Source organism: Moorena sp. SIO3H5 (assembly GCF_010692395.1).
Classification (GTDB): domain Bacteria; phylum Cyanobacteriota; class Cyanobacteriia; order Cyanobacteriales; family Coleofasciculaceae; genus Moorena.
In genome coordinates this window covers 1-11,781 of the sequence record NZ_JAAHHS010000245.1, presented here as the reverse complement: position 1 = coordinate 11,781, position 11,781 = coordinate 1, and the positions used below count along the sequence as shown (strand labels likewise).

General features: G+C 42.6%; 9 protein-coding genes. 5 read left to right on the top strand and 4 right to left on the bottom strand.

Annotated features, from left to right (window positions below):
* The coding region (locus tag F6K52_RS23300; RefSeq protein ID WP_293083422.1) for a 1,4-alpha-glucan branching protein domain-containing protein at positions 1-878 on the top strand (878 nt) is incomplete at its 5' end.
* Between the two features lie 91 nt (positions 879-969).
* Entirely contained in the window at positions 970-1,752 is a 783-nt protein-coding gene (tatC, locus tag F6K52_RS23295) for a twin-arginine translocase subunit TatC (RefSeq protein WP_293083420.1), read from the top strand.
* A gap of 627 nt (positions 1,753-2,379) precedes the next feature.
* On the opposite strand, the gene F6K52_RS23290 is transcribed toward tatC, so the two are convergent.
* The 3 genes from F6K52_RS23290 to F6K52_RS37060 all read right to left on the bottom strand — a co-directional run bounded on the left by F6K52_RS23290 (position 2,380) and on the right by F6K52_RS37060 (position 5,128).
* Positions 2,380-4,380 carry an FAD-dependent oxidoreductase gene (locus tag F6K52_RS23290; RefSeq protein WP_293083417.1) on the bottom strand — a complete coding sequence of 667 codons (2,001 nt, stop codon included), beginning with the start codon at positions 4,378-4,380 and terminating at the stop codon, positions 2,380-2,382.
* A 95-nt stretch (positions 4,381-4,475) separates the two neighbouring features.
* Positions 4,476-4,811, bottom strand: coding sequence for a DUF4870 domain-containing protein (locus tag F6K52_RS23285; protein WP_293083414.1), 336 nt, complete (start codon positions 4,809-4,811; stop codon positions 4,476-4,478).
* Positions 4,812-5,008: 197 nt separating this feature from the next.
* Positions 5,009-5,128, bottom strand: a complete 120-nt coding sequence (locus tag F6K52_RS37060; protein WP_364419275.1) for a transposase — start codon at positions 5,126-5,128, stop codon at positions 5,009-5,011.
* 214 nt (positions 5,129-5,342) lie between these two features.
* Between F6K52_RS37060 and F6K52_RS23280 the strand changes: the two genes are divergently transcribed.
* Together F6K52_RS23280 and F6K52_RS23275 are read left to right on the top strand one after the other, a co-directional pair.
* Positions 5,343-6,602: a transposase gene (locus F6K52_RS23280; protein ID WP_293083411.1), complete on the top strand. Its 1,260-nt coding sequence runs from the start codon at positions 5,343-5,345 to the stop codon at positions 6,600-6,602.
* Positions 6,603-7,052: 450 nt separating this feature from the next.
* Positions 7,053-8,657, top strand: a complete 1,605-nt coding sequence (locus tag F6K52_RS23275; protein WP_293083408.1) for a glycosyltransferase family 39 protein — start codon at positions 7,053-7,055, stop codon at positions 8,655-8,657.
* 68 nt (positions 8,658-8,725) lie between these two features.
* On the opposite strand, the gene F6K52_RS23270 is transcribed toward F6K52_RS23275, so the two are convergent.
* Positions 8,726-10,381: a glycosyltransferase family 39 protein gene (locus F6K52_RS23270; RefSeq protein ID WP_293083406.1), complete on the bottom strand. Its 1,656-nt coding sequence runs from the start codon at positions 10,379-10,381 to the stop codon at positions 8,726-8,728.
* Positions 10,382-10,600: 219 nt separating this feature from the next.
* On the opposite strand from F6K52_RS23270, the gene F6K52_RS23265 reads away from it, so the two are divergent.
* Positions 10,601-11,781: hypothetical protein (locus F6K52_RS23265; protein ID WP_293083403.1), on the top strand; the 1,181-nt coding region annotated here is incomplete at its 3' end.

The window sequence follows — 11,781 nt, the reverse complement described above, 5'->3', positions numbered from 1 at the left end:
CCTTTGGTCGTGACCATGAGTCATCCCAGCAGGTGTGGTCTTCGGAAGTCGGGTATCCAGGGGATCCAGTATATCGGGAATTTTACAAGGATTTAGGCTGGGAAGCTGATTATGATTACATTAAACCTTATATTATGCCCCATGGACAGCGGAAGAATACGGGTATAAAGTATCACAAAATTACAGACCGTAGTACAGGATTAGGGGAAAAGCAACTGTATGATCCGTATTGGGCAAAAGACAAAGCTGCGGAACATGCTGGAAATTTCATGTTTAATCGCCAGCAGCAGGTTAAACATCTAGCAGCAATGATAGAGCGTTCTCCCATTGTGGTGTCTCCCTATGACGCAGAGTTATTTGGTCACTGGTGGTACGAGGGTCCTTGGTTTCTGGATGTCTTGCTCCGTAAGTCTTGGTATGACCAGAACACCTATGACATGACTCATTTGGCAGATTATTTGCGGAATCATCCGATCCAACAAGTCTGTAAGCCTTCTCAATCTAGCTGGGGGTATCAGGGGTTCCATGAATACTGGCTCAATGAAACCAATACCTGGATTTACCCTCATCTGCACAAAGCCACAGAACGGATGATTGAGCTGTCAAGGTTGGAAGCTAGAGACGAGTTGGAGTGGAAGGCATTAAATCAAGCAGCGCGAGAGTTACTACTAGCGCAATCGTCAGACTGGGCATTTATTATGCGCACCGAGACAATGGTCCCTTATGCAGTTAGACGAACGCGATCGCATTTGATGCGGTTTAATAAGCTTTACGATGATATCAAGCTGGGCAAGATTGATGCAGGCTGGCTGGAGAAGGTCGAGGAGATTGACAATATCTTTCCCAATATTAACTATCGCGTCTATCGTCGAGTTTGAATTATCCCCACACAATCGTTAGAAGATACAAGCAGATACATAAGATACAAGAAGATACAATAGTTAACGTTCCCTAAGCCTATCAAAATCCATGACGCCTTCTGAGTTAGATACTGCTCCCCAGGAAAGTTTGGATACTCTCAAAGACCCTGAGACCTATCTCGACGAGGTACCTAATGATGTCGAGATGTCTCTGTTCGACCATTTAGAGGAGTTGCGAAAGCGGATTTTTTACTCGCTGATTGCTGTATTCTTGTCCATGGCTGGCTGCTTTGTGGCAGTTAAGCCGATTGTCCAGTTGCTGGAAATTCCAGCTAGGGGGGTCAAGTTTCTGCAACTGGCTCCGGGGGAATACTTTTTTGTGTCCTTGAAAGTGGCTGGCTATAGTGGCTTACTGGTGGCTAGTCCTTTTATTCTTTACCAAATCCTTCTATTTGTTTTACCAGGGTTGACTCGCCGGGAGCGACGCTTCATCGGACCTGTGGTTTTAGGCTCAACGGTTCTGTTTTTCCTAGGCTTGGGATTTTCCTACATTGCTCTAGTTCCTGCCGCTCTGAATTTCTTTATCAGTTACGGAGCAGATGTAGTAGAGCAGTTGTGGTCAATTGATAAGTATTTTGAATTTGTCTTACTGTTGATGTTTAGTACCGGCTTGGCATTTCAAATCCCAGTTATTCAAATGTTACTGGGGTTTTTGGGAATTGTTTCTTCCAAGCAAATGCTTTCTGGTTGGCGCACGGTTGTCCTAGGAGCAGCTATCTTGGGAGCAGTGCTGACTCCTTCGACAGATCCTCTCACTCAAAGTTTACTGGGGGGTGCTGTACTTGGTCTATATTTTGGTGGGATTGGAATGGTGAAGTTGGTCGGGAAATAATATTAAGTCAGGTTAATCAACGCGCTATCAAAACTACCATCGCGCTTCTGAATCGAATCTTTCTAATACCACGGTTAGCATTTGCTGCATCCCCGTCAATTGTCAGCGAACTTTAATTACCAACTAATTGGCTGATTTTATGACTACCACAGCTCAGCTGAATCAGCATGCTAGAAGAGTTCACAATACTGATTAGGATTAATATCTAAACCAGAAGGTAATTGAATGTTGGCTACAAATACCTTATGGGAATAGGGAATAGGGAATAGTAGTCTAATTACCAATGACCAATTACTAACTAACTATTTTTAGCATTATTGTCGCTAATTATTAATAATAAGTCATGGTTATGCCATGACTTATTATTATCGATAAACAGATAATAAAGGCTCTTTGTTACAAGTTGATGCTAATTTTAATTTCCCTTATGCTCAAAGCTTTACTGGGAATTACTTTAACAGTTAAAAAAACTGTTGATAAAGTCAAATCATTACCCAGTAAGGCGATAATAGATTTGGACGGTTATTTAGCATAATATCTATGGAAGAGCCATTATCAATGTATGTAAAAACGTAGCCTACTACATATAACTAATATCGATAGTTACTATTAGTAAACTGTGTCCCTTTAACGCCAATCGTCCCAATTCTGATTAAAGATGGACGTGTCTGGGAAAGCGGTGGGATTACCGTTTTTTTTCAATTGCTGGCGTAGAGCTTGGAGTTGGGTTTGTTGCAGGAGGGGTTCTTGTATAAGCTGGTAAGGTGCTATCCCAGTTTCTAAGGAAAAAGCAGCGGTTGTACCAGCAGCAGCACCGGATGACCATTCAAAGGAATGCACCCGATAAGCAGCAGCGGCAATGTGACTGGTAGCAATACTTTTACCTGCTACTAAGAGGTTGTCAATTTTCTGAGGAATTATTGCTCGCAGGGGAATTTGGAACGGATAGGCTTGACCTGCTCCCCGCCGTTCCCCTTGACGCTCGGTGTTTCCTGGGGTTTCTGCTGGACTTAGGGTCATACAGGGATGAAAGTCGATGGCATAGTGACCAATACCTACAGAATCAGGATAGATAGTAGAGCGACTGCGTTGGCTGACTTGATCTGGCTGGATTTTACCTTGAATCACAGAGGGGGCTTCTAATCCAGCCAGTACTGCCCACAAGCGGCGATATTCATCTGGTGAGAGGGTCTGCCGATAATAGTCATCCTGGTAGTCACGGCGGGAAATATCCACTTCTGATATAGTAAAGCCTTGAGGATAGCCAAAGGAAGGGCGTCCAATAATCCGCCTCCCTTCCCTGATATAGGGATACTTAGACAACCCATGCATTGTCCCCATCGGAGAATCTAACCCGCTTAGATAGCGGTGATTGGGATGAGGCTCTTTTACCCCATCCCCAAGCTGGGAGTCGGTAGTTCCTGCGACTAGCCAATAGTAATAGCCGAGAGCGTTTTCTTCTCCTTTCCGTAGACTGTCCGTGCGCAAGCCTCCCATCCAGCCACCGGGAGCCAGTTGACCAGTAGTTCGTAATTGGCGACGGGTGTAGACTAGATTATCTTCTGAAGTGCCAGGACGATAATCATTACCCCATGTCCAGTTTTGCATGGAAATGTCGCCTGGAGTGGGAGCAGTAACCCCCCATCGGATCCGTTTACCCCGCTTAGAACTCCAAATTCGCCGATAGGTGAATACTCCTTCAAAGTCCGCTAGCCGCTGTAATTCATAGCTGTAGTAGGGTTGGTATTGCGGGTAAAAGGAGGGCATTTCTTGGGTTTGAGCCTCCTTGGTTTGCTCCATGGCAAAGGTGTAGGTAAAGCCTTGGGTGCAATAGGGGTCGTCAGTAGCACTAGATGCGGAGGGGTTTAGGTAGGAGCGGGAGTCAATCCCCAACTGGTAGGGAACGTCAGCTAGGGCAATAATTTCACCAGTTTCTGTTGCGTCGATAATGTACCAATTAGAACTATTGTCTTGGCTCTGTTGGGGGACAATGCGCAAAATGCTTTTCTCAAAGCGCGAGGAATTCTCGTAGCTATACCAATCTTCAATGGTTTGAGATAAGGGGAAAGTGTTCAGGCCAGGAGCATCAGCAGTACTTTTGTGTTGAATAGCAATCACACTGTCAATGGTTTTGCCATCAGCGCTAATCTCTAGTTCCTTAACCACAGTAGAGGGAAACCATTTTAATCTCCCTTTTCCCCGTTTGGCCGCCTTTCGTAAAATATTAAACAGGATTTGGTGAGCATCACGGGGTAGAAAACAGGATTCGCTTACCCAGCAGTCCCCAGGATTGAGTTGACGGTAGTAGCGCTTGATGCGATCGCGTAATTCTAGATAGCCCTTAGGATAGAACAAACGCGATCGCTGAGTGGGTCGTTCATCCAGAGCAGAGGTTCCTTGGGCAGAAATTTGTCCCCCTACCCAGTCGGTAATCTCAGTTAAGCACACGGTTTGCCCTGCCAATAAGCCTTCATAGGCAGCCGCTGCACCAGCCAATCCACCTCCAATCACTAAGATTTCACAGGCTTCGGTTTGGTCTGGAGTTCTAGGGGGAGCTGCTATACCAGGAGATGGAGTAAACCCTAGTAATGATATGAATACGGAAATACGGACAAGCGATCGCTTCATGATTCGGGATAGTCAGTAAAATCTTTGACGATAAACTACCCTAACTCATCAATATTGTCATCTCCCAAACGTTGTATCAATTATGCCATGGCATATCAAAGCACCCGAAAAATATACGGGTAGCGATAGGGCTGATTAGGATTTTCCAGCACCTTAACTAAGGCAATTATGGGCATAATTAGACTTACAAGACCTAATATAATTAGCAGCGGAATCCCAATAATCACCACAGCCAGTATCAAAAAAATCACCACATATATATAAAGGCAAATGTGAAAATTTAGAGCTTCTTTCGCATTTGCTTTGACCACTGAGTCTTCGGTGAGCAAAAAAATAACTATCGGGATGGCAATAGAGACCACCAGAGAGCTAAAAAATATTGATCCATGACATAACAGTGATAAAAGCTTTCGTTGATCGATGTCATTCATCCAATCTAAACAGGTAAGGGGTCTCCCATTATACCCGGAGGGTTAGCGGGAGGGGAATTACCTGACGGGGTATTTTGGCGCAAGGACATAGCTCTTTAACTGTTCGACCGTTACGCCGCCACAAGAAGCTACAAAATAATATCCTGTCAGTGAAAACTTTTTTGTCTGGTGTAAAACTGTTTCAATTAATCAGAGAATCAGTAACGAATCAATCTGCTGGTTACAGTCTTTATATTTGCTATCAACTTGACTGGAGCAACTTTAGGATTAAGGTCAACAAGTAAGTTAATATGGTCTTTCTCACCGTTGAATTCCACGCTTATTGCAGTCCCATTTGACGCAACTATCAGAGCAGATTTGCTTTAACCTGTTCGCGCAGCTTGGCCTACGGCCTCATCAAAATTTGCTCTGATATGACTTGTCCTCTGTACTTGCTTACTAGTACAATATGTACAGTAAAATGATAAACAAACCTGTTCTATGTTGTGTAGTTATTTTTAATAGTTCGACGATAAATGCTACAATAAAACCATGATACTGACTTACTGCTACCGAATCAAGCCAAGTCCTGAACAAATCGTCACCATGGAAAGATGGCTCGAATTACTGCGCCGCCATTGGAATTATGCCTTGGGACAACGACTTGATTGGCTTAATCGGACTCGTTCCCCGATTGACAGATGTAGCTTGATAAGTGAGCCGATTGGTAAAATTCCAGAAGAGGTAAATTACTACACTCAACAGGCAGCCCTAAAGGAAACAAAACAACTGTTTCCTGAATACAAAAAAATTTACGCAGAAACTCAACAAGTCAATCTACAAAGGCTTAATAAAGCCTGGGACAGATGGAGGAAACCTGACGCAAGTGGGAAACGAGGGGGAAGACCTCGTTTTAAAAAACCTGGAGACCTTAGATCTTTTGTATTTCCCAGGATCAACAATTCTAAAGCTGGGGCGCACCTGGTTGATAGTGTTTTGAAGCTAAGTCGAATCGGATCAATGCCTGTCGTAATGCATCGACCATTACCTAAAGGCTTCATCCTCAAACAATGCACTATCGTCAAAAAAGCTGATGGCTGGTATTGTTGTATTTCGATGAAAGATGATACCGTCCCTGAACTGTTACCTGTAGATTCAGTTAAATCTGCCGTTGGTATTGACGTTGGTTTAGAGAAATTTCTGACTACATCTGATGGAGAAGCAATACCTATTCCTCAGTTTTATCGGAAAGCTCAAGACAAGCTAGCTCAAGCCCAAAAAGTAATGTCACGCCGTGTCAAGGGTTCTAATAACTGGAAAAAAGCCAAACACAAAGTAGCCTTATTACATCTTCATTTAACCCGGTGTCGGAAAGAATTTCATTATCAGATTGCTCATTGGTTGTGCAGCAAGTACGAGCTAATTACTTACGAGAACTTAAACATCAAAGGACTCGCTCGAACTAAACTGGCAAAATCAATATACGATGCGGCTTGGGGGTGTTTTCTGGAAATATTGCAAGCAGTAGCGGTAAGACGCGGTTTGTTAGTTCAGGAAGTCAACCCACGGGGCACAAGTATCGAATGTTTTAATTGTGGCTCTAGAGTCGAAAAAAGTTTAAGCGTTCGAGTTCATTGTTGTTCCAGTTGTGAAATCAAAATTGATAGAGATTGGAACAGCGGAATTAATATCTTAAATCGTGGATTATTGGCGGTTGGACTGCCGCTTAATGGCTGTGGTAAATCGATACAGGATATCGAGGATCAGCAAGTCTCATTCGTAAGATTGAGAAGCCCACATCATAATCTTTGATTTGATGTGGGAGTAGTCACTAAATCCTCCCATGCTTACCCAGGGTTACCTTTATGGATTTTCCCTTCCATAATACAGGTAAGTTGGTAGAATTCATTGAACACAACGAATTTATGTAAAGATATGTAAATGATTGATAAATACGATGCCTAATTCGGTGTCGTTGGCTGATCATCTTTTTAACTAAGGCAGAACTACCAGTCGTGATATCCGCGCTTTGGCATTGCCTTCACTGCTCCCTTCCCTAAATTCCAAGTTTCAGTCTTAAATCACGATTCGGCTAAGGTTTGAAAGTGCTGGCAATGAATTTAGTCTTGCCATACTGCTGCTGAGGGGTAAGCTTTACCATTTGGTGTTGCCTGAAACGGCTAACTTAATTTTCCCAACGCTTATCCAATCCTTAACCTCTGCTCAAAGGCCACCAATTAATAACCCCCACCCCAATAAGTCATGGGAAATCATCTAAAATTTAATCGACCTACATCTGGTCAATGGTCTAAGTATTTAATTCTTATTATCTTACTACTGGGGATAGTTTTTCGATTAGTCAATATTGACAAAAAAGTCTATTGGATTGATGAAGCCTATACATCCTTGCGAATTTCTGGCTATACCAAAGCAGAAATTATCCAAGAAATTGATGGTCGTCAAATTAATGTTAAAGATTTACAGCAGTATCAGCGTCCTAATGATAACAAAGATGTAGGTGACACGATCCAAGGATTAGCGTTATATGAACCACAACATTCACCGTTATATTTTGTCATGGCTCACTTTTGGTCAAAATTGTTCGGTTATTCCGTAACGGTGATGAGAAGTTTACCAGCCTTGATTAGTCTCTTGACTTTGCCGTGCATTTATTGGCTTTGTTTGGAGTTGTTCGAGTCTCCCTTAACGGGATGGATTGCGATCGCATTGCTGTGTGTCTCTCCATTCCATGTGTTGTATGCCCAGGAAGCTCGACAATATAGCTTGTGGACAGTGACCACATTGCTTTCCAGCATAGCCTTGCTGAGGGCGATGCGTCTTAGCACACTGATGAGTTGGGTAATCTATGCCATAACAGTTTCTTTAAATCTCTACAGCTATTTGCTTTCTGGATTAGTTTTTATTGGACATGGTATCTATGTTCTTTGTATAGAAAAATTTCGTTTTAGTAAACAAGTCGTTAGGTATGGATTAGCTTCGCTTGTCGGGATTATCGCCTTTATTCCTTGGCTCAGATTGGTAATTAAAAACGGTATTGCATTGGGAGATTGGGCGGATAAAGAGACTCCACTCGGTCAACTTATCACCCGCTGGCTTATCAATCTTAGTTCTGTGTTTTTCGATATCCAGATTGGCTATAAAAATCCCTTATTTGATGTGCGGTCAGGTCGAGACCTAAAGTTTAGCTACGACCACTTACTGATTTATTTCGATATCCTAATTTTAATTATCGTCGGCTATTCTATTTATTTTCTATTTCGTAATACTCAGCAACGGGTTTGGTTATTTATCTTGACTATGATCGCAGTTGTCGGAATGTTTCCCATTGGTCAGGATTTAATTTTAGGAGGACAGCGTTCCAGCATGGCTCGCTATTTCATTCCTTGTTACTTGGGTATACAACTTGGTGTTGCTTACCTCCTTGCTAAAAAAATTAATCCCCTTAATGCTAAGACAATAAAACAACAACAACTATGGCGATTAGTTGCTATTACAGTTATTTCAGGAGGTGTCCTGTCTTGTGCCATTAGTTCTCAAGCAGAAACGTGGTGGCATAAATACAGTAACTATTACACGCCTGAGGAAGCTCATATTATTAATGAAGCCAATCGTCCCTTGGTGATTAGTAGTGATATCATGCGATTAGTGTCTCTGAGTTATTTACTTGAGCCAAACGTGACCTTACAATTAATCAAAAATAAGGATTCTCCTAAAGTTTTTTCCAGTTTCAGTGACGTCTTCTTATATAGACCTTCTCCAAAACTGCGACAAAAATTTGAAGAGGAGTCACCCTATGACGTTAAACCAGCTCATAAACGCAAGCATCTCTGGAAGTTAGTGCAGTGAAACCAAAAGTCAAAAGCCAAAATTAACTTGATCAATGACCAATAACTCATGACTAATGACTAATCAATCTAATCAATTTTTTTCCACAACAGAGTTTTCCGTTTTTTAAAGCCAATATTTCCTTCGTATATCAGGTTAAATTTATAGTTATTATGTTTTTCCATACTGGGGCGTAACAATGAGGGTGATGGAATATTTTCCAAAACAAAAACATCACTAAAGTTACCTGATATTTTTGGTAATTTTTCTTCAGGTATTTCTGAAACATTTTTAATTTTTTTGATGAGTTGTAATTGAACCTTTGGGTCAAGCTTATGGCTCAGGGATAGAATTCGATTGTGAGTACTATCGCTCAGTACAAGGGGAGCAGGAGACTGATTAATAATATTAGCAACGTCTGCATTATAGTAATCACTGTATTTCGTCCACCAAGTTTCAGCTTGAACAATAAGTACACCAGATATCACACCACAAGAGACTAATATAACTGTAGTCAATCGCCATAAACGTTTTTGCCAAATACCAATAGAAAACTTACTGAGTTTCGTGGAGAGTAAATAGGAAATCGTCAGTTGAGTTCCGATGTAGGTTGGGAGTTGATATCGAGCAATCGTTGAGCGCATGCCTCCTGAAATTACATCTGGTAGCACTAAGGGTAGACTAGTAAATCCCATCAGGAGCAAAACAAATAGCCAAACTTGTTTTGGAGTGTAGCGACAGAGAAAATATAGCCCATAAATCATTAGCCCCACAATTGGTAGCACTAGGTAAGTTCTCGGCTGGGTGTAGCTAAAGGTTAGGTCAAACGGGTACTCCTTGCCTAGGGGTACATCAAAAAAGCCGTACAGTAGATTCTTCAACCAATATCGACCAAGATCCAGGGGGGGTAATTCTTTAATCACCCATCCCCATTCCTTGCTAGCTCTAGGTTCGTTTTCCAAAAAAACAACTAACCAAGGTAAAAATATGAGCAGTGCTGCTGTGACCGCACAGATGTAAGCAATTACCCGTTGACGCCCTTGCCAACCTGCGATGATCAGGACATAAATGCCGTGACCTAGGATAATCGGTGCTGAAAATAAATGAGAGTAGAAAGATAGCGCTACAGAAAGGGCATAAATGCACCAACTCACCCTAGTGTTGACTCGCATCGCTCGTAACAGGGAAGCACTCGATAGCAAGATACTCACAGTCCACAGACTATATTCCCGAACTTCCTGGGCATACAAAATATGGATCGGTGAAACAGCGAATAGCGAGACGGCAAGCCATGGGGTCAATGATGCTCCAAATAGTTCTAAGCACAACCAGTACAGGCAGGGTAATCCCAGCAAGCTAATCAAAGCAGGTAAAGTGCGCTTGAGTGCTAGGGAATTACCAAGCCATTGTTCCCAGAATCGGGCTAAAATATAGTAAACTGGCGGGTGTTGTGGCGCTTCTTCCCCTATAATTCGTAAGGTATTGGCGAGGTTACGGTCAGAATTAGGGGTCTGGTATTTTTGTAATTCTGTAGCGCTAATCACTTCACCCGTGTAGATATCCCCGATAATTTCTTCCGCTGAATAGCCAGCAATTCTAGAGGAGCTGAAAGTTTCATCCCCCCAGTAGACTTTGCTGTCGAGATTGGCTAAGCGAAAGACTATTCCTAAGAGCAGTAGGGTAATGCATAATAGTCGCAAGGGAGGTTGAGGTAATTTCCCTAGCTGTAATCGTTTGGTTTCCATCACACAAAAAAGTACACGGAAAAGTATACAGGAAAGTACAAAGGTAATTTATTCGTCTTCGTTTAATTTGGATATTGTACTTGATCGCTTTTTATTGACCGTTTCATGATTACTGTTAACGATAATATTTCACTGCTAATAATACTTAATCTAGAAAATTACCTATAACCGTCACCCCATTATTCCATTTTAAGTGTCTCTACCCAAACACAAAAAAGTATGAATCCCTCAGCCTCGAATCCCCCTAAAAACCAAGTAATATTTTGGTTTAGCTTGAGCCTAGCATTTGCTATGGTTTACAGCCTGATCGCCCTCGAAGAAGCCTTTAGTAATCAATACATTGTACAAGATGATGCCAGACAGCATGTATTTTGGATGCAACGGTTTTTTGATCCCAGCTTATTTCCCGATGATCTGATTGCCAATTACTTCCAATCTGTAGCACCCGCTGGCTATACTACCCTCTATCGGCTGATCGGATTTGTCGGGATTCATCCCCTCTTATTGAATAAACTACTACCGATGGTGCTAGGGTTGATTACCACTAGTTACTGTTTCGGGCTTTGTCTACAAATGCTGCCCATCCCAGCTGCAGGATTTATTGCGTCTTTGCTCCTAAATCAAACCCTATGGATGCTCGATGATTTAGTATCAGCAACCCCTAGGGCTTTCATTTATCCCCTGCTGCTAGCATTTTTGTACTACCTATCACGGCGCTCATTGATTCCCTGTCTCGTAGTGATCACCCTCCAGGGCTTATTTTATCCTCAGTGCGTTTTCCTCTGTTGTGGCGTCCTGGTGCTGAAACTGTTGCGTTGGCGAGAGGGTAAAATCAGACTATCCTCCCAAAAGAATGACTATTGGTTTTGTGCAGCTGGGTTAGGTGTGGCATTCATCGTCCTGTTGCCCTATGCTTTGACCACTTCTGACTATGGTCCAATTATCAGCGCACAGCAAGCCAAAACCATGCCAGAATTCCAACCAGGAGGGCGAGTTGCCTTTTTCGATCACAACCCATGGGATTTCTGGTTAGAAGATTCTCGCAGTGGTCTATTTCCCCGAAGAAAGCGTTTACCTATAGCTGTCTGTGCTGGTTTACTATTGCCTATCCTGTTACGATTTCCCTCATGGCTACCGTTAGTGAAGAAAGTCAAAGGGGAAACGGTACTCCTGACTCAACTGGCTTTGGTATCCCTTGGCATGTTCGTTATGGCTCATGGTGTCCTGTTCCGACTGCATCTACCCAGCCGTTACAGTAAGCATAGTCTGCGAATTGTGCTAGTCCTAGCTGCTGCGATCGCTATAACTTTATTACTCGATGCTATTATTCAAGCTTGCCAGAGGCTAGCCTTCCCTCGAATTCAAGGGAAACCAGTGTTGGGACGAGCAATTGTTACACA

What these genes read in the sequence shown, in the direction of transcription:
- F6K52_RS23290 (WP_293083417.1), bottom strand. Translation starts at nt 4,380, where the DNA reads ATGAAGCGATCGCTTGTCCGTATTTCCGTATTCATATCATTACTAGGG.
- F6K52_RS23280 (WP_293083411.1), top strand. Translation starts at nt 5,343, where the DNA reads ATGATACTGACTTACTGCTACCGAATCAAGCCAAGTCCTGAACAAATC.
- F6K52_RS23270 (WP_293083406.1), bottom strand. Translation starts at nt 10,381, where the DNA reads ATGGAAACCAAACGATTACAGCTAGGGAAATTACCTCAACCTCCCTTG.
- tatC (WP_293083420.1), top strand. Translation starts at nt 970, where the DNA reads ATGACGCCTTCTGAGTTAGATACTGCTCCCCAGGAAAGTTTGGATACT.
- F6K52_RS23275 (WP_293083408.1), top strand. Translation starts at nt 7,053, where the DNA reads ATGGGAAATCATCTAAAATTTAATCGACCTACATCTGGTCAATGGTCT.
- F6K52_RS23285 (WP_293083414.1), bottom strand. Translation starts at nt 4,811, where the DNA reads ATGAATGACATCGATCAACGAAAGCTTTTATCACTGTTATGTCATGGA.